General features: G+C 40.3%; 17 protein-coding genes. 8 read left to right on the forward strand and 9 right to left on the reverse strand.

All coding sequences use genetic code 11. The features are described 5' to 3' along the window. Positions 1 to 75 precede the first annotated feature (75 nt). From recJ to K2F45_RS24365, 3 genes are all read left to right on the forward strand, one after another. Positions 76 to 1,776, forward strand: a complete 1,701-nt coding sequence (gene recJ / locus K2F45_RS24355; protein WP_070560747.1) for a single-stranded-DNA-specific exonuclease RecJ — start codon at positions 76 to 78, stop codon at positions 1,774 to 1,776. Between the two features lie 155 nt (positions 1,777 to 1,931). Next, positions 1,932 to 2,666: an LPS export ABC transporter ATP-binding protein gene (gene lptB / locus K2F45_RS24360; protein ID WP_028072074.1), complete on the forward strand. Its 735-nt coding sequence runs from the start codon at positions 1,932 to 1,934 to the stop codon at positions 2,664 to 2,666. A 22-nt stretch (positions 2,667 to 2,688) separates the two neighbouring features. After that, positions 2,689 to 4,203: a GH3 auxin-responsive promoter family protein gene (locus K2F45_RS24365; protein ID WP_248932568.1), complete on the forward strand. Its 1,515-nt coding sequence runs from the start codon at positions 2,689 to 2,691 to the stop codon at positions 4,201 to 4,203. A gap of 191 nt (positions 4,204 to 4,394) precedes the next feature. Here K2F45_RS24365 and K2F45_RS24370 read toward each other — a convergent pair whose 3' ends face one another. After that, the gene (locus K2F45_RS24370) at positions 4,395 to 4,553 is read right to left on the reverse strand and encodes a hypothetical protein (RefSeq protein ID WP_157698580.1); all 159 of its coding nucleotides are present in this window, start codon (positions 4,551 to 4,553) and stop codon (positions 4,395 to 4,397) included. A 324-nt stretch (positions 4,554 to 4,877) separates the two neighbouring features. Here K2F45_RS24370 and K2F45_RS24375 point away from each other — a divergent pair, with 324 nt between their 5' ends. Next, on the forward strand, positions 4,878 to 5,948 hold the full coding sequence (locus K2F45_RS24375; protein WP_046672808.1) for a branched-chain amino acid aminotransferase: 1,071 nt from the start codon (positions 4,878 to 4,880) through the stop codon (positions 5,946 to 5,948). A 145-nt stretch (positions 5,949 to 6,093) separates the two neighbouring features. Here the strand turns inward: K2F45_RS24375 and miaA are convergent, their stop codons facing one another. From miaA to pdxA, 4 genes are read right to left on the reverse strand one after another with little or no spacing between them, the layout of a single operon-like run. Further along, a complete protein-coding gene (gene miaA, locus K2F45_RS24380) occupies positions 6,094 to 7,014 on the reverse strand; it encodes a tRNA (adenosine(37)-N6)-dimethylallyltransferase MiaA (RefSeq protein ID WP_248932569.1) in 921 nt (306 codons plus the stop codon). Between the two features lie 46 nt (positions 7,015 to 7,060). Then, on the reverse strand, positions 7,061 to 7,654 hold the full coding sequence (locus K2F45_RS24385) for an IS1096 element passenger TnpR family protein (RefSeq protein WP_070560757.1): 594 nt from the start codon (positions 7,652 to 7,654) through the stop codon (positions 7,061 to 7,063). Positions 7,655 to 7,699: 45 nt separating this feature from the next. Further along, positions 7,700 to 9,133, reverse strand: coding sequence for a CCA tRNA nucleotidyltransferase (locus K2F45_RS24390; RefSeq protein WP_075994272.1), 1,434 nt, complete (start codon positions 9,131 to 9,133; stop codon positions 7,700 to 7,702). A 55-nt stretch (positions 9,134 to 9,188) separates the two neighbouring features. Continuing rightward, positions 9,189 to 10,244, reverse strand: coding sequence for a 4-hydroxythreonine-4-phosphate dehydrogenase PdxA (gene pdxA, locus K2F45_RS24395; RefSeq protein ID WP_070560760.1), 1,056 nt, complete (start codon positions 10,242 to 10,244; stop codon positions 9,189 to 9,191). An 81-nt stretch (positions 10,245 to 10,325) separates the two neighbouring features. Here pdxA and rsmA point away from each other — a divergent pair, with 81 nt between their 5' ends. From rsmA to K2F45_RS24410, 3 genes are read left to right on the forward strand one after another with little or no spacing between them, the layout of a single operon-like run. After that, complete coding sequence (gene rsmA, locus K2F45_RS24400) at positions 10,326 to 11,105, forward strand: 16S rRNA (adenine(1518)-N(6)/adenine(1519)-N(6))-dimethyltransferase RsmA (protein WP_070560762.1); 780 nt, start codon at positions 10,326 to 10,328, stop codon at positions 11,103 to 11,105. Position 11,106: 1 nt separating this feature from the next. Beyond that, positions 11,107 to 12,291, forward strand: a complete 1,185-nt coding sequence (locus K2F45_RS24405) for an FAD-dependent monooxygenase (protein ID WP_248932570.1) — start codon at positions 11,107 to 11,109, stop codon at positions 12,289 to 12,291. 59 nt (positions 12,292 to 12,350) lie between these two features. Beyond that, complete coding sequence (locus K2F45_RS24410) at positions 12,351 to 13,283, forward strand: NAD(P)-dependent oxidoreductase (protein ID WP_248932571.1); 933 nt, start codon at positions 12,351 to 12,353, stop codon at positions 13,281 to 13,283. A gap of 174 nt (positions 13,284 to 13,457) precedes the next feature. Here the strand turns inward: K2F45_RS24410 and K2F45_RS24415 are convergent, their stop codons facing one another. Continuing rightward, entirely contained in the window at positions 13,458 to 14,336 is an 879-nt protein-coding gene (locus K2F45_RS24415; RefSeq protein ID WP_075994275.1) for a UbiA prenyltransferase family protein, read from the reverse strand. 184 nt (positions 14,337 to 14,520) lie between these two features. Between K2F45_RS24415 and acs the strand changes: the two genes are divergently transcribed. Next, positions 14,521 to 16,437: an acetate--CoA ligase gene (gene acs / locus K2F45_RS24420; protein ID WP_088163031.1), complete on the forward strand. Its 1,917-nt coding sequence runs from the start codon at positions 14,521 to 14,523 to the stop codon at positions 16,435 to 16,437. A gap of 62 nt (positions 16,438 to 16,499) precedes the next feature. Here acs and K2F45_RS24425 read toward each other — a convergent pair whose 3' ends face one another. The 3 genes from K2F45_RS24425 to K2F45_RS24435 all read right to left on the reverse strand — a co-directional run bounded on the left by K2F45_RS24425 (position 16,500) and on the right by K2F45_RS24435 (position 19,336). Continuing rightward, on the reverse strand, positions 16,500 to 17,483 hold the full coding sequence (locus tag K2F45_RS24425; RefSeq protein WP_088163032.1) for an energy transducer TonB: 984 nt from the start codon (positions 17,481 to 17,483) through the stop codon (positions 16,500 to 16,502). Between the two features lie 171 nt (positions 17,484 to 17,654). Then, entirely contained in the window at positions 17,655 to 18,683 is a 1,029-nt protein-coding gene (locus K2F45_RS24430) for an energy transducer TonB (RefSeq protein ID WP_088163033.1), read from the reverse strand. Positions 18,684 to 18,904: 221 nt separating this feature from the next. Next, entirely contained in the window at positions 18,905 to 19,336 is a 432-nt protein-coding gene (locus K2F45_RS24435) for a nuclear transport factor 2 family protein (protein WP_075994282.1), read from the reverse strand. Positions 19,337 to 19,457 lie beyond the last annotated feature (121 nt).

The following is a 19,457-nucleotide window of genomic DNA, read 5'->3' on the forward strand; positions in this document are numbered from 1 at the left end:
ATCAATACCGGGTTTAGGAATTAGGTAAGTCCAGCCTTAAAACGTATATTTACACTTAAAATATTGTGCAAAGATATGCAAAAAAGGTGGGTACTAAAATCTAAAACTGATGTCAAAATAACCAACAAACTGCGCGAGGAATTAAACATCAACACTGTATTGGCAGAGTTGCTCGTGAGCAGGGGAATTGAGACTTTTGACGAATCAAAGCAGTTTTTTAGACCTCAATTATCGGATTTGCACGATCCATTTTTGATGCGGGACATGGAGAAAGCCATCACCCGTATTATCCAAGCCATCGGCAACAAAGAAAAAATTCTGATCTATGGAGACTATGACGTAGACGGTACCACAGCGGTAGCCGTTGTTTATAGTTTTTTCAGGGAATTTCATAGCCAGCTGGAGTTTTATATACCAGACCGCTATGCCGAAGGTTATGGCATCTCTACACAAGGCATCGACTATGCCGCAGCAAATGGTTTCAGCTTAATTATTGCATTGGACTGTGGTATCAAGGCAGTCGATAAAATAGATTACGCAAATAGCAAAGGAATTGATTTTATCATTGGCGATCACCACCTTCCCGGTGAAGAACTTCCTAAAGCCTATGCCGTATTAGATCCCAAGCGTGCAGACTGTGAATATCCCTATAAAGAACTTTCAGGTTGTGGAATCGGCTTTAAGATTATTCAGGCTTTTATATTGACCAATGGCATGGATATCAATGCCTGCTATCAGTTTCTAGATCTTGTGGCCGTGAGTATCGCTTCGGACATTGTTCCGATTACCGGTGAAAATAGAATACTCAGCCACTTTGGCCTTATTAAACTTAATACGAATCCCTGCGTCGGACTAAAGGCACTGATTGATTTATCAAATAATCGAACGAAGATCTTTACAGTTAACGACATCGTGTTCCAGATCGGCCCACGCATTAATGCTGCGGGCAGAATAGACCATGCCAAAGACGCCGTCAAGCTTTTGATTTCCAAATCGCTACAAGAAGCCAAAGACTTCAGTTCGAGCATAGACGATCAAAATAATGTCCGTAAAGATTTTGATCTCAAAATAACAGAAGAAGCGCTGGCACTCATTGAGGACAATGCCCTACTTAAAAGCCGCAAATCCACGGTATTGTATAAAGCCGACTGGCACAAAGGTGTCATTGGTATTGTAGCTTCCCGCCTGACCGAAAAATATTACCGTCCGACGATTATATTGACCGAAACAAATGGTCATATTGCAGGTTCCTGCCGTTCGGTACTGGGTTTTGACTTGTATGAAGCCTTAAGCGAATGCGCCGATCTATTGGAACAATTTGGCGGTCATAAATATGCTGCCGGATTAACGATGTCCTTAGATAATGTCACCCTATTCCAAGATCGTTTTGAGGAAGTGGTATCGCGACGTATCAGTCCTGAAATGCTGACCCAAGAAATTTTGATCGATGCTAAGCTAGCGTTGAAGGATATAGATGCTAAGTTCTTCCGTATTCTCCAGCAGTTTGAACCTTTCGGGCCCCAAAATGAATCTCCCATTTTCCTCAGTAAAAAGGTAAATGCAGTAGGACAAGCTTTTATTGTAGGCACCAATCACCTCAAGATGACCGTTGTTCAAGAAGACTCTCCTTCATTTGACTGTATCGGTTTTGGACTGGCAGAACATATCACACATATCAATTCCGGACAAAGTTTCGACATCTGTTACAGCATTGAAGAGAATGTGTGGCGCAACAAAAGAAACTTACAGCTAAACATCAAAGGGATTAAGTATTAGTATTGCAATAGTAAGAAGATATTAAATATATTTACACAAGATTTGGTCAGGCATAAAACCCTCATACTGGATTAGATACCAGGCATGAAAGAACGGTGAGGGTTCTTAAGTAGTCCTATTGAACAGATACATATAACACAAGACATTCCACGAAGATGATTTTAAAGGCAGAACATCTCATAAAAAAATATAAGCAGCGCACCGTTGTCAACAATGTTTCCTTCCATGTGGAACAAGGAGAGATTGTCGGGTTATTGGGTCCTAATGGGGCAGGAAAAACGACCTCATTCTATATGATTGTTGGTCTTATCAAGCCCAATGAAGGCAAAGTATTCCTCGACGATCAGGAGATTACGCAGGATGCGATGTACCAACGTGCCCAACGTGGGATAGGTTACCTCGCTCAGGAAGCATCGGTCTTTCGGAAGCTCTCCGTAGAGAACAACATCCTGGCTGTATTAGAAATCCACTATCCGAATAAAGAAGAACGTTTGGCAAAACTGGAAGAACTACTCACAGAATTCAGCCTGCACCGTGTCCGCAAAAACAGGGGTGATTTGTTATCCGGTGGTGAGCGTCGACGTACCGAAATTGCGCGAGCATTAGCTGCAAATCCATCTTTTATACTTTTGGATGAACCTTTTGCAGGGGTTGACCCAATCGCCGTAGAAGAAATTCAGACGATCGTAGCCAAGCTCAAAACCCGTAATATCGGCATCTTAATTACCGACCACAACGTACAGGAAACCCTATCTATTACGGACAGGGCCTACCTCCTGACCGAAGGAAAGATTATGCTGACGGGTACACCTGAGGAAATTGCAGATAATGAGCTTGCCCGTAAATTTTATCTCGGTAGACATTTTGAATTAAGAAGGAAAAAATTTTAAAGATTAAAGAATCTCTCCCCCTATGGCCTTATTAAACTCCATTTTTACTTGGTTCATGAAAAAAAGAATTCACCAGATTGAACTTTTCATGAAATACCCACACGATGTACAAGAAGAATGGTTTCAGAGTTTAATTGCCACTGCTGAAGCTACGGAATGGGGAAAAAAATACGATTATACAAGTATATTAACGCCCGAAATCTTCAAAGAACGTGTCCCTATACAGGACTATGATGATATTAAGGGCTACGTTGATCGCATGATAAAAGGCGAACAGAATATCTTGTGGCCTTCTGATATCAAATGGTTTGCCAAGTCCTCAGGCACCACATCTGACCGTAGCAAATTTATTCCCGTTAGTGAGGAAGCACTCGAAGAGTGTCACTTCCAAGGCGGTAAAGATATGCTTACAATCTATTGTCATAATAGACCCGAAAACCGCGTATTTACGGGAAAATCTGTTGTTATTGGTGGTTCTTCACAAATCAACAATTTCAGTCCGGATTCCTACTACGGCGATCTTTCATCAATCCTCATCCGTAACCTTCCTTTCTGGGCAGAATTTAAGCGAACGCCCAATATGGAGGTTACTTTAAACCCAAACTTTGAAGAGAAAATTGAACAGATTGCCCAAATTACACTCAAAGAAAACGTAACGAGCCTAGCCGGCGTACCGACATGGAATATTGTTATGGCCAAACGTATTCTTGAGATTACAGGCAAAGACAACCTCCTGGAGGTATGGCCAAATCTAGAGTTTTATGGGCATGGCGGAGTGAGCTTCAAACCTTATCGCGAGCAATTCCAAAAATTGATCCCTTCTGACCATATGTATTATCTAGAGAATTATAATGCCTCAGAAGGATATTTTGGTCTACAAGATCAATCGGATTCGGAAGACCTTCTGCTTATGCTAGATTATGGTATTTATTACGAATTCTTACCTACTGAGCGAATGCACGAAGAAAATCCGTCAACCTTACGTTTGGATCAGGTGGAGCTTGGCAAAAACTATGCATTGATCATTTCAACGAATGCTGGTTTGTGGCGTTATAAAATCGGAGATACCATCAAGTTTACGTCATTATCTCCTTATCGTTTTCAGATCTCCGGACGTACCAAACAATACATTAACACCTTTGGCGAAGAGGTTATTGTTGACAATGCCGAACAGGCCCTGGCCGAAGCGAGCAAGTTGACACAGGCACGTATAAGAGATTATACTGCTGGACCTGTCTATTTTAAAGATGCCGAAGCCGGAGCACATGAATGGGTGATAGAATTTGAACAACAACCCAATGATTTTAGGCGTTTTTGTGAAATATTGGATGCTAAACTCCGTGAAATCAATTCGGATTATGACGCCAAACGTTTTAAGAATATGGCGCTACGACCACCTATTGTACACAATGCGCCCGAAGATACGTTCTATAAATGGATGAAATCAAGAGGTAAGCTAGGTGGACAAAATAAGGTTCCAAGATTGAGCAATAGTCGCGAATATCTCGACCCGCTATTGAAAATACTAGCCGAATAATACGGCTTACAGACTGAAATATTCCGCACATTGACCGAATAATAGGGGGTCTCCGGCTGGAGATTAGCCAAAATTTTTGGATTCCCTTATTTTGGCTAATCTCGTATTGCTGAATTTTGTTGTTTTAATGAACCGCTGTGAGTTCGTCTAATTGGTAAGCTCAAGAAAGCTTAGACTATAATGGAGATTTGTTAAGGTTTAATTGCCGTTTTATATAAAAAAACAAAAAAACCAAGGATAAAATTCATAGAAATACCTTTCTTCTGAACTTCAACTTCACCCTGTAACACTGAGCGATTATCGCCTGATGTTACTTCACTACTTTTGTTAAGACTGTGAGTCAATTCCATATTAAGTTTATTTTTATGATAAGTGATTTTATAGCGTTACTGCGGACCAAAAAGCCCATCTATAGGACCGCATTCTTTATGGCCAAACTTTATGCCATAATATGAAACCACGGTGTTAATTAATAAATAATTAATACATTTAATTATTAATATAGATCAACCGAGAGATATGAAGTAAAATTCTTCCATTTCAAAAAAAGTGTAGTAAAATAGAGAACAACTGTCCGAAATAAAAGGCATATCAACGCGGGTAAATTATCCGGGTACAGGTGCAACTTATATTTCATTTTTTTCCTAACTTAGCCTAAGTAATTAAAAAATAAGATGAACGCGACAGAGAACTATTCAATTCGCGTAGAGCCAACTCAAAATTCAAGACTCTCGCAAGTAGATTTCGACAATCTAAAATTCGGAAAGATTTTATCCGACCACATGCTGGTCGCAAACTATGATGACGGTGAATGGAAAGATGTCAGCATCGTCCCTTATGGAGATATCAGTATTAGTCCTTCGATGTCCGCTTTACATTATGGTCAAGCGATCTTTGAAGGAATCAAAGCTTATAAATTTGCAGATGGAACAGTGAGTATCTTCCGTCCGGACAGAAACTGGGAAAGATTCAACAAATCTGCCGCACGTCTTCAAATGCCGGAGGTACCTGAGGAGATTTTTATGGATGGCCTAAGCAAACTATTGGACATCGACCGTAACTGGATCCCGGCAAAAGAAGGTTCATCATTGTACATCCGTCCATTTATGTTCGCAACAGAAGCAGCATTAGGTGTACACCCTTCAAAGTCGTATAAATTTATCATTATCACTGGCCCTGTAGGCGCATATTACAGCAAAGCAATCAGCTTAAAAGTTGAGACCTACTATACGCGTGCAGCAGAAGGTGGTGTTGGCTTTTCTAAAAATGCAGGTAACTATGCATTATCGCTTTACCCTACACAATTGGCCAATGATGAAGGTTATGACCAAATTATGTGGACAGATGCTTCTGAACATAAATATATTGAAGAAGCAGGTACGGCAAACCTTATTTTCCGCATTGGAGATACGATTATTACACCACATGGTGATACGATCTTACACGGTGTAACACGACGTACAATTATGGAATTGGCGGAGAAATGGGGTTATAAAGCCGAGCAGAGAAAGGTATCTATTCAAGAACTAATTGACGGTATTAAAGCCGGTACAGTAACTGAAGCTTTCGCAGCTGGTACTGCAGCCACAATTACGGATATCAGCCGTATCGGTTTTGAAGGACAAGATTACCACTTGCCACCAGTAGAGGGCCGCGAGTTTTCAAATCGTGTTTTGAATTACCTCAACGACTTGCGCTATGGCAAAGTAGAAGATCCATTCGGATGGAACTATTTAGTAAAGTAATTTCCAAAATAAAATAGAAAAGCCTTTGTTATTAATAACAAAGGCTTTTTTTATGGCCTATATACGTTATGCATACCTTGAAACGCGGTCTATATACCTCGTCTGAACCTTCGAGGATAACATCTAGTTCACTGCTGCTAGATCCTTAGGAATGCTCTCCTGTCAGCTCCTTTTGAATAAAATCAATTATAGCGGCTGTCTCCTGGGATTGAAACCAGTGCGTATTACCATATTTTTTAAACCATGTAATCTGTCGCTTGGCATAACGTCTCGAATTTTGTTTGATTTTCTCGGTCGCTTCCGTCAAAGACTGCTTGCCATCGAGATAATCAAACAACTCAGCGTAGCCAACAGTGAGCAATGCAGGCTTCGTTCTGAAAGGAAGTAAAGCTTTCACTTCGTCCAGTAAGCCATTTTTCATCATCAAATCTACACGTAAATTGATCCTTTCATACAAGTTCGCCCGATCCATATTCAAGCCAATGGTAAGGATATCAAAAGGTCTTTTCTCGACATCTTTCTTATGGTAAAATGACATCGGTTTACCAGTCGCCTCAAAAACTTCAAGCGCCCGTACGACACGTTGCGGATTATCGATGTCTGCCGTTTCAAAATATGCAGGGTCAATACTTTTCAATCGATCTTTTAAGACCTCCAATCCCAATACTGCAAGTTCATGATTAAGTCGCTCGCGCACTTCATCCCCCGCCTTGGGCAGATCATCCAATCCTTCGCACAGGGCCCGAACAAACAGGCCCGATCCACCTACCATAATTACGACGTCATGCAATTGAAATAGTTCTTCTAGTTTCAGTAAGGCCTCACGTTCAAAATCGCCTGCAGAATAATCCTGCGTGATGGAGTGTGAATCAATGAAATAATGAGGAGCAGCAGCAAGTTCCGCTGGATCTGGTTTAGCTGTACCAATAGACATTTCCCGATAGAACTGACGAGAATCAGCAGAAATTATCGCTGTTTTAAAATATTGCGCCAATGAAATAGCCATTGTGGTCTTACCAACAGCAGTTGGCCCCACAATGGCTATCAATGTTTTTTTATTTGCCATAATATAGCACTTCACAGGCTGAAAAGAACCTGTAAAGTCTTGTTAATTAATATTCGTCTTCGTAGCCGTTGGATTCTTCACGCTCTTCACCTTCTTCGCCCTCTTCCTCATCGTCACCATCACTGTCGAAGCCATCCAATTCGTCTTCATCATCGACGCCATATTGCGTATCATCTTCCTCTACATAATCGTCCTCTTCAACCGAATCTGACACGGGGAAATTAGCCGCAGTCATAGTTTTGGGAACCTGACCCATAGACTTAAACAGCGCCGGATAGTCTTTTCCATCCTCTTCCTTCAAGATCTTGATCAATTCAACCTGGAAATCATAAGGACGATCAAAATTGTAAACGTAGTAAAATTTCTGATGTGGATCATCAATAAACTTACTTAAACGGATATTCTCCATCAACAATACCTCAGCATCTTTTTTACGTTGTGTAGGCTTGAATGCAATCTCCGTTCCCTTTTTCCACTGATCATTGCTCACATAGAACGAGGAAGATGCATCCGCAGCATAACCTGTTGATTTATGGATTTCCTCATGCAGGTCTATAAATGTACTTTTAGAAGGCATGTCGATCTCACGATATACATCTTCATAATCCTCAAAAGTAACTCTAAATCTATAAATTGCCATCTCTGCTATTTTCTTCTTTTAACCCTCTAAAATTAATACTATATTTTAAGAATTGGAAATTTCCAATGGGATTTCTTGTTTGATCGTCAGGTTCATTTCCCCTGCTTTTTTCACCAAGAATTGATAAGCTTCTACCCTGGAATTTGGAATATCGCCCTCCAGAATAGCCTCACGAATCAAATTTTTCAGCTGGCCTACAGTACGCCCTGGCGCTAAGCCAAATAGGATCATGATATCCTCTCCACTGATCGGCGGCTGCCAGTTTCGAACCTTGTCCCGCTCTTCGACATCCTTCAATTTTTGTTTGACAAGTTCAAAATTCTGACGATATTTTTTCTTTTTAAACTCATTTTTTGTAGTCACATCCGCATGGCATAGCATCATAAGGGCTTCAATATCATCCCCCGCCTCAAACAAGAGACGACGTACAGCAGAATCCGTTACGATATCCTGCGCCAAGACAATAGGCCGAAGATGCAATTGTACCAGCTTCTGAACAAATTTCATTTTCTCATGGAGCGGCAGCTTCAATTCAGCAAAAAGCTTTGGTACCATACGGGCACCACGATCTTCGTGGCCATGAAACGTCCAGCCGAGCTTTTTATCGAAACGTTTTGTTGCAGGTTTAGCAATATCATGCATAATCGCCGCCCAACGTAACCAGAGGTCTTCAGACAATTCACATACATTATCCAGCACTTCCAACGTATGGTAGAAATTATCTTTATGGCCTTTGCCATCAATAACATCAACCCCGTGTAAATTATACATGGCCGGAAATATCAATTCCAGGAGACCGGTATCAAAAAGATATTTAAAACCTACTGACGGCTTAGGTGAGAGAATAATCTTATTGATTTCATCGATAATACGTTCTTTCGAGATAATCTTTATTCGCTCTTTGGTATCGCTAATCGCTTTGATCGCATCAATCGTGATTTTAAAATTTAGCTGTGTCGCAAAACGGATAGCCCGCATCATACGCAGTGGATCATCGGAAAACGTTTCTATCGGATCCAGAGGCGTTCGAATAACACGCTGTTCAAGATCTTGCACGCCGTCAAATGGATCCACTAAAGTACCATAATCCGCTTTATTCAATGAAAACGCCATCGCGTTGATCGTAAAATCACGTCGATTCTGATCATCGGACAAGGTACCGTCTTCCACAATAGGCTTACGTGAATTGGCACGATAAGATTCCTTTCGGGCACCGACAAACTCCACATTGAGTCCTTCATAAACCAACATTGCTGTACCAAAATTCTTATAGACAGCAACTTTAGTATGTAGCCTATCACCCAATAAAGTCGCAAATTCAATGCCGCTGCCGACGACAACAATATCCACATCATTCTTAAAAGGCCGCTTCATAATATAGTCGCGAACATACCCCCCAATGACATAACATTCTGTATTTGTTGTCTCGGCGAGTTCCTTAATGATTGAAAAGATTGGATGTTGTAAATTATCGTACATAGTCAAAACAGCAGGTAAAAAACCAAACAGTTTGCAAAAGTAACATTTTTTTTCCCTAATCCCTATCTTTGGACAACTTACGGAAAGCAAGTGGATTTTTAAGTAATTCGGCTTGTTCACGACGGCGTTTTACAATATGTAAAGCCGAGAAAATTGCCTCTACAAAAGAGCTTTCAGAAGCTAAGTTTTTTCCAGCAATATCATAGCCTGTACCATGATCTGGCGAAGTGCGTACGATAGGTAAACCGGCTGTAAAGTTTACACCGGCACCTTTGGCAATATGCTTAAAAGGGATTAACCCCTGGTCATGGTACATCGCGAGTACCGCATCGAATTTCTCATAAGCACCTTTTGCGAAGAATCCATCGGCAGGATATGGACCAAAGCAGAAGATCCCCTGTTCGTTTGCTTTTTCTACGGTAGGTCTAATGATCTGATCATCTTCGGTGCCAATAATCCCATGATCGCCAGCATGTGGATTTAGTCCCAAAACTGCGATCTTAGGCTTTTCAATCCAAAAATCTTTCTTCAACGAGTCATTCATCAGGGCTAGCTTTTTAAGAATAGCTTCTTCGGTAATATTAGCCGCAACCTCATGCAGTGGAATATGACCTGTTACCACACCAATACGCAATTCATCACAAACCATAAACATCAATACATCATCCGCCTCTACTTTGGCCTGCAGGTATTCGGTATGGCCCGGAAATTGAAATCCCTCCTGTTGAATATTATGCTTATTAATTGGGGCAGTCACTAAAGCATCAATCTTGCCGGCTTTCAGGTCCTCAACAGCTTTCTCCAACGAAAGGAAAGCATATTTACCGCCAATTTCGTTTTCTTCACCCAACGAAATCTTGACGTCTTCCTGCCAGCAATTGATCATATTTGCTCTTTTGGAATGCGCCTGCTCAGCATCATTGATCACGTTAAAACTAAAATCATTTACACCGATCGCTTTACGGTGAAAAGAAGCAACCTTTGTATTTCCGTAAACCACTGGCGTAAAGAAATCGCACATACGCTGATCTACCAAAGATTTAATGATGACTTCAAGTCCAATGCCGTTAATATCGCCTACGGTAATTCCGATTTTTAATTTATCGCTCATTCTATTTAAATGCTTTGATTCAAAAATAGGGATTTTTTTCTTAGAATGACTTTTCACTTATTTATTTTTTACTTTTGCAACATGAGCACAGTAAGAGCAAAAAAACATTTAGGACAGCATTTCTTGAACGATAAAAATGCTGCACAAAAGATTGTGGAAGCATTGGATCCTAAATTGGGTTTTAGCCAAGTGCTTGAAGTAGGTCCAGGAATGGGTGTACTTTCTGATTTTCTCTTGCAAAAAGAGGAATATGAAACCTATTTGATCGATGTGGATGACGAATCCATTGCTTATTTAGACGATAAATATCCCCAATTGGGTAAGCGATTGATCCACGGTGATTTCCTAAACCTTGACTTTTCACAGTATTTTGGTGAGAAAATGGCTGTCATTGGCAATTTCCCTTACAACATCTCCTCCCAGATTCTCTTTAAAATTTTGGATGAACGCCAACGTGTCGTTCAAATGACGGGTATGTTCCAGAAAGAAGTAGCCGAACGTTGTACAGCTAAGGCGGGCAGCAAGGAATATGGTATCTTGAGTGTCTTTTTACAGGCCTATTATAAAGTAGAATACCTTTTTACTGTAAAAGCAGGAGCTTTTAATCCACCGCCAAAAGTATTGTCGGGCGTTATCCGCATGACGCGCAATGACCGTGAACAATTGAATTGTGATGAAAAACTATTTTGGCGTGTTGTTAAAGCGGGCTTCAATCAACGTCGTAAAACCCTCCGTAACTCACTTTCGGGCGTTGTTCCCAAAGATAAAATGTCCGACAATCCACTGTACGAGCTACGCGCAGAACGATTGACGGTAGATGATTTTGTCGGTTTAACAAACGAAATAGCAAACAGTCTTTAATATGCATTCGACGGACAGCACATTTATTATCGTAGGCGGAGGTATCGCTGGATTATGTGCTGCAATAGGGCTTGCAAAAGTAGGTATTGAAGCACATGTCTATGAAAGCGCCAATGAACTCAAAGGCATAGGTGCTGGATTCGGGCTCGCAGCCAACGCCATGCAAGCTTTGGAACATCTCGGATTGAAGGATGAAATCGTTCCGATTGGGCATTACCTTGCATCTTATAATGTCTTGGATCAAAAGGGAAATATTCTTGTTGAACCAGACACCAAGTCAATCAGTCAAAAATATCAACAGGACAATTTCGCTATCCATCGGGCAGATCTGCATCAGTTTCTCTTATCCAAAATCCCCAATGGACAAGTTCATCTCGGCAAACGTGCCGTTTCCTTTAAACGAGAGGGAGAAGATATTCAAGTTTATTTCGCAGACGGAAGCCATGTACACGGCCAAGCCCTTTTGATTGCCGATGGCGTACACTCAGCATTACGACAACAACTCATACCAGGCTCGGCACCTCGTTATTCAGGCTATACCTGTTGGCGGGCCACCATCGATAATAGCAGTATACAGCTCAGTAAAGGGACAGAAACCTGGGGCAGCAAAGGCCGCTTTGGGATGACCCCACTTGTCAATAACCGCATCTATTGGTACGCATGCATCAATACTGAGGCACAAAATCCGGTCTTAAAAAACTGGAAAACAAAGGAGCTCCTCGAAAATTTTAAAGATTATCATGCCCCTATTCCAACGATTCTTTCGGAAACAAAGGATAGCGAGCTAATTGCAAATGACATCATTGACATCGAACCACTTCAGCAACTCGCTTTTGACAATATCCTATTATTGGGTGACGCTGGACATGCAACGACTCCCAACTTGGGCCAGGGAGCCTGTCAGGCTATTGAAGATGTTGCTGTTCTCGTGGATGAACTCCAGACCGCAGCTTCCGTTAGTTTGGCTTTTCAAGGATTCGAAAAAAGAAGATTGGATCGGGTAAATTACATCTGTAATACTTCCTGGAGGATAGGAAAAATCGCACAATGGGAGAATCCATTCCTGATAAGAATGCGAAATTTTGGCATGAAAATAATGCCTAACCGCATGAAACAACAACAATTAAACAAATTATTATCTGTAGATTTTATGCAGATCAACCATAATCATGACGCTGGGATCTAAATCATCGTACTACACCACAACAGTATTCACTGATCAGTCCCACATAAAAAAATAACTGAATGAAAACTACCATTTTGATCGTCGACGACATTCATGAAATCATGCTTGAGAAATTTGAAGAGGCAGGAATCGCGTTCCATTATCAACCGGATATCAGTCGGGAAGCGGCTGAAAAAATTATCAGCAATTACTCGGGGATGGTTATTCGTTCCAAATTTCAGGTAGATAAGGCTTTTTTTGACCTGGCACCAAACCTCCGCTTTATCGCCCGTGCTGGTGCAGGTATGGACAATATCGACGATACAGTTGCTGCGCAAAGAGATGTGCTGTTAATTCCGGCCAATGAAGGCAATCGGGATGCTGTAGGTGAACATATGATCGGTATGTTGCTCAGTCTAATGAACAATCTGAATCGGGGTGACCAACAAATACGATCTGGCCAGTGGTTGCGTGAAGCCAATCGTGGATACGAACTTAAGGGACGTACTGTAGGCTTGATCGGCTATGGGCACAATGGTATGGCCATGGCAAAAAAACTATCCGGTTTTGATGTACAGGTGCTTGCTTATGATAAATATCGAATCGACTACGCCGATCAATATGCATCAGCAGCAGACATGGAAAAGATCTGCAAAGAAGCCGATGTGATCAGTTTCCATATCCCCTTAACGGATGAAACAAAGGGGATGATTGATGTGGATTATCTGGCTAAATTTGAAAAACCTATTTTCTTTTTACTGGGGGCACGAGGCGGTATTGTACAAGTACCCGCAGTGCTTAGCGGCCTTGATTCAGGTTCCATTATCGGAGCAGCATTCGATGTGTTGCCCGTAGAAAAGTTCCCAAAACTCGCTGAACAGAACTGGTATGCAGATCTTATCCGTAGAGACAATGTGATCTTATCTCCACATGTTGCCGGATGGACATTCGAAAGTTATTATAAATTATCGGAAGTGGCTGCCGATAAGATCATCGCCTTTCTGACATCTTAATTTTTACAAAGAGCTATTTGCCAAAATCTCCAATCAATCAATCAATCAATCAATCAATCAATCAATCTAGCAATCAATCTAGCAAGCAATCTAGCAAGCAATCTAGCAATCTCCTCCTATCCATACACGCTTAGGAGGTTAAAGTAACCTATTGCTCTTGAAACGTATAAAAAATCAGGTTCCGGCACTAAAGATACCGATAACAACAACAATCAGAAACTGAAGCACCAAGCTACCGTCAAGTAGATAAGCATAGTGATAATGATCTTTTGTTTTGAAAACAGCCAATTTTAGCAAAGCAAATATGAGCACGTTGGTCAGAATCAATCCAATTTTAATCGATACTGTATAAGGTACCGTCAGGATCAAAACACAATGGAGGCCCAACAGCCCATAAGTTAGATTTTTAGCTTTTTGTTCGCCCAGCATATTGGGCAAAGTCCGCAGGTGATAATAGGAATCCTGTTGGATATCCCGAATATCAAAAGGCAGGGTACAGATAACCAAAAATATGAACTTCAATCCGCAGAGCGCAATAAAAACCCACTGATCTATTTTGACACCGACGTTGGCCAGTTCCACATAGGGAAGCACCACACTGCTGCAGACCCAGACCAGGGCAATATGAAAAATCTTGGCCCCGGGTATCTGTCGAAGGCCCACTTTGCGGTCACGGAAGGTAAACAGGGGCATTCCGTATAATAGACTCAGGATTCCAATAAAACCCAAAAACAAAAAAGAGTACACATGAATATACCACAAGCAATAACCGAGCACAAGCAAAGCGATACCATTGTTTAACCACATGACCCATTCATGATTAAAGATCCAGCGTGTCCGCGGGAATTTTGATTCTTTTGGGTTCTTCGGTTTGGACCACCACAGGCTAAAATTATAAAGCAACAAAGTCGCTGTTCCTTCCACTAAAACAATATACCAATTGATAGGTCGTTCAAATATGATATAAGTCAGCGCGCATTGTGCCATGGCCGCCATGGCGATCAGCAGATTTGTATAGATTGTAATATAGAATAGCTTTCTTAGAAAAGACATCTTGGTAAATCTTGATGCAAGATAACAATCTTATAGATAAAAGTAGTTTAACATTATATTAAACATCAATTTTTTGATAAAATGGGCAAAAACCGCTAAATTGTACACCGAAATCGAAATATCAAAAACGATTTCGCAACGATAACAATATAAATTAAAATAATTCATAATAATCCTAATAACGATGAGCCTACAAATAAAATCATTTGAAGAATATCAAAGTGAATATAAGCGAAGTGTAGAACAACCTGAGGAGTTTTGGGCGAGCATTGCAGATCATTTTTTCTGGAAGAGAAAATGGAATAAAGTGCTGAGCTGGAACTTTGAGGAACCCAATGTCAAATGGTTTGAGGGTGCAAAATTAAATATTACAGAAAACTGTCTTGATCGCCATATTTATGCGAATGGTGATAAACCAGCCATCATCTGGGAACCTAACGATCCCAATGAAGCGCACCGCATTCTTTCCTATAAACAATTACTACAAAAGGTAGAGCAATTTGCCAACGTACTTAAAAATAATAACATCAAAAAAGGAGACCGGGTATGTATTTACTTACCGATGGTTCCTGAATTGGTTATTGCAGTATTGGCCTGTGCACGTATCGGTGCCATCCACTCGGTGGTATTTGGAGGTTTTTCAGCACGTTCTATCGCGGATCGTATCGTCGATGCGGAATGCAAACTGATCGTTACTTCAGATGGTAGTTACCGTGGCAACAAAACCATTGGTTTAAAAAATATTGTGGACGATGCTTTAATGCAATGTGACACTGTTGAAAAAGTAATTGTCTTAACACGTACACGTACACCGGTATCGATGATCAAAGGACGCGATGTATGGTGGGAAGATGAGATCAAAAAAGTAGAAACACAAGGAAATCCAGCATGTCCAGCAGAAGAGATGGATGCGGAAGACAACTTATTCATCCTTTATACATCGGGATCCACAGGTAAGCCTAAAGGTGTAGTACACACCTGTGGCGGTTATATGGTGTATACAGGCTATACCTTTATGAATACGTTCCAGTATAAGCCAAACGATGTATTTTTCTGTACAGCAGATATTGGCTGGATTACAGGACACAGTTACATCGTCTATGGGCCGTTATCACAAGGAGCTACTTCTTTAATGTTTGAAGGTATTCCAACCTTCCCGGACGCGAGCCGTTATTGGGACATTGTTGATAAGTTCAAGGTCAATATTATCTATACATCCCCTACTGCCTTACGTTCATTGATGGCTTTTGGTGATGAATTTGTCGACAAGAACGACCTTTCCTCTTTGCGCGTTTTGGGATCTGTAGGAGAGCCAATCAACGAAGAAGCCTGGAACTGGTTTAACGAAAAAGTTGGTAAAAAGAATTGTCCTGTCGTTGATACCTATTGGCAGACAGAGAATGGAGGCCACTTGATCACTTCTTTGGCGGGAGTAACACCGGAAAAAGCAAGTTATGCGATGTTCCCGATGCCGGGCATTCAACCCGCTTTGATGGATGAGAATGGGAAAGAAATCGAAGGCAATGATGTCACAGGAAACCTATGTATCAAGTTCCCTTGGCCAGGTATGCTACGCACGACATGGGGGGATCATGACAGATGTCGTCAAACCTATTTCTCGACGTATAAGGATATGTATTTTACAGGCGATGGATGTTTCCGTAGTCCGGAGGGTTATTATAAAATCACAGGCCGTGTAGATGATGTATTGAACGTTTCGGGTCACCGTATTGGTACAGCAGAAGTGGAAAATGCCATCAATATGCACGCTGACGTTGTTGAATCGGCCATTGTCGGATATCCCCACCCAGTAAAAGGCCAGGGTATCTATGCTTATGTCATTGCGAATCACCACACCGATGCAGAAGCCACCAGAAAGGATATCATGGAAACCGTTTCACGTATTATCGGTCCAATTGCTAAACCAGACATTATCCAATTTGTTGATGATTTACCAAAAACACGTTCAGGAAAGATCATGCGTCGTATCTTACGCAAGATTGCCGAAGACGATATCGCCAATGTAGGAGATACTTCAACACTTCAGGATCCTGCCGTTGTCGAAGGAATCATCAAAGGCGCTGCGGCTTTGAAAAAATAACGTATAAAGTATCTTAAAAAAAAAGCCTTCCAAATGGAAGGCTTTTTTTTGTGTGAAAATAATCATCTATTGAGTCTAATAGGTAGCATGTAAGCCACATTTACTGCTTCACCGCGCTGTACACCAGGCTTCCATTTCCCAGCCTTTTTTAGCACGCGAATACCTTCATCCCCTGTACCAAACCCCAAATCCTCTTTCACTACAGCATCTTTTATATTCCCTTCATGGTCGATCATGAACATAATCAACAACACACCGCTTACATTATTTCGAATAGCTTCTTTGGGGTAAATATAATGACTGCCGATATAGCCCATTAGTCTAGATATTCCACCTGGAAATTGAGGTGGAATCATATAATTTGTTGAATCATAACTTATTAAAACCCCATTTTCTTTAGTTGTGATACCCGAAATCAATTTATCCTTGCTATAGATTTCAACGTAGCTATCTTTTCCCAATTTGCCATGCCATTTACCCTCACGCAAACTATTTAACATAGTTCCTTCCTCATAGTTATTCTTGTACCCCGAAAAACGAATTAAGCCATTACCATTTTCCAATGTTTTATTCCGAAGAGAGTCATAATATGCTACATAAATCGGTTTTTCTACCTGTACTTCCCCCTTTGCGTCGATCCTATTTGGATAAAACAAAATTTTCTCCAATTGATTATTTGGATAAAAGTAAAAGGCAGAATCTATTTTGGTTCCATTAAAAAAATTTTCTAAATTTTTTAAACGACCATTTTCATAAAACTCATATTTTCTCCCATGATATTTTAAAGGTGATTGGGCAGTTTTACTTATAGCGTTAAGCTTAACTGAATCATTGTGAAAATAGAATTCCTCCACGCGATAAAATGTATCAATTCCATTTCCTTCGGGACTAACTATCCTAAGGTAATAAGCAGAGTCCTTCAGCCTAGTTTCTTCTCCATTTTTTTTATAGTAGGAAATCTTGTTCTGAGCGAGAAGATGTGATACACAAAGGGTGAATAATAAAAAGCAGATAGATCTTGTCAAAAAATGTAAATAATACTTCATAATAATTGTTAATACAGGGGTAATAATAACAAATATCCAGGATAGTAAAAAAATTAAGCGGTTAAATAATGTTTAGTTTTATCGCGTTGGAATTGCCAATACCTGTTTTATGTTATCCACATTATGTTGATAACATTGTGGATAACATAAAAACCGACAGTCATTATATCCTTAACGTACATAATTTAGCCGTATGGGCAAGGTATAACCCACTCTTACGGACTCTCCTCTCAGTATACCCGGCTTCCATTTCTTAAGCATTTTTACAACTCGGATACCAGCTTCACCAGTGTTAAATCCCAAATCACTCTTTACTTTTATATCTTCGATATGGCCATCTCTGTCGACCACAAAATCTATTTCTACTAAACCATTTACCCCATTTTTGACAGCTTCTTTGGGATACTCATAATTTTTAGCAATAAAAGTCAATAACTTATAGATACCTCCAGGGTATTCCGGTTGCGCAAAATAAGTTTTCGCATCATAGTTTATGAGCTCCCCATTTTCTTTGATTTTACTACCCTTTAATAGCTTTCCTTTTTTATACGTTTCGACAAAAGTTTCATTATCTGCCATTCCTTTCCATTCTCCTTCACGCAAATTATTGACCATCCTCCCCTCTTCAAAATTATCGTCACCACCTTCACGTAAACAAATTAAACCATTTCCATCCGCCAATGTTTTATTCTCCAACGAGTCAAAATAAGCCACATAAATAGGATTCTCTGCAACCCGGTTACCTCTTTTATCGAATGAGCTTGGGTAAAATACAGTCAACTCAGGCTTACCATTTGGGTACCAATAGTATGCAGAATCTATCAGTTCACTCTTTTCACTGAAATTTTCCAGGCTCCTTAACACTCCATTTTCGTAAAACTGAGATTTCTGACCTTGAAAGCTAAACTGAGATTTCTGACCCTGAAAGCTAAATGGAAAACCAGCATCTTTGCTGGTGCCTTTTAACTTAATCGTATTGTTATTGATATAATACTCTTCAATAACATAATATTTTTTGTTTTGATCGCTTACAGGACGAATAATACGCTTAAAATAAGCGGGGTCTTTCGCTGTTATTTCTTTCCCATCTTTCTTATGGAATGTTGTGTCGATATCTTGGGCCGCCGCATCCTGCAGATAAAAGACCAATAATGTAATGAAGCAAATGAATTTCAACAATTGATTTAAATAATATTTCATAAAATGTGCGTAGGACAATAATTTTATGGGCTAATTTACATAATTCATGCGATGCATCGATTTAGTGAGGAAAAAAAACAGTTTTCCACACGATGTTAATAACATTGTTGATAAGTTCAAAAGCACTTTAAGATTAACAGAAACAAAAATGCATTAAACACAAAAAAGCCACATCATCCCGACGTGGCTAAAATAAACATATGAATTTAATTAAACAGTTTCTATTTATACGAGTTTACGGAGCTTGCAACCTTCCAGGTTCCCGATTCATTGATCAATGTCACCAAATCTGTTTTCGTGAAATCCTCAAACTTCATGGTGACACGTGCTACCATATAGTTTTCAGACTCCTCGAGTACTTCGGTACTTGTACTGCAGTTCAATTTTTCACCTTTTTGCTTTTTTAGGAACGAAATGACTTCCGAACGGCTATTGGTGCGTGCAGCTTTTCCCTGAAATTTTTGATTGAATTCCGATGCGAACAATTTTTCTACGCCCTGAGATGCACCTTCTGTCATTACCGACACATAGCTATCGATGGCCAAATCGGCTGTGGAAAGGTTCAATGCTTTGCCAGGGTCAGCTGCTGCCATTGCGAAAGTTGATAGTGTAATCAATGCTGCTGCTGCGAATGTCTTTACTAAAGTTTTCATAATTGCTATACTTTATATTGTTAGTTTTTTTATCTCTTTTCTTATTGTCGCAAGGAAGTTGATTTTGTTGCATCATTTCCTTTAAGATTCTGATTCAAAAGTAAGACAACGCAGCATCCCA

This window comes from Sphingobacterium siyangense (genome assembly GCF_023277505.1).
Lineage (GTDB): Bacteria > Bacteroidota > Bacteroidia > Sphingobacteriales > Sphingobacteriaceae > Sphingobacterium > Sphingobacterium siyangense.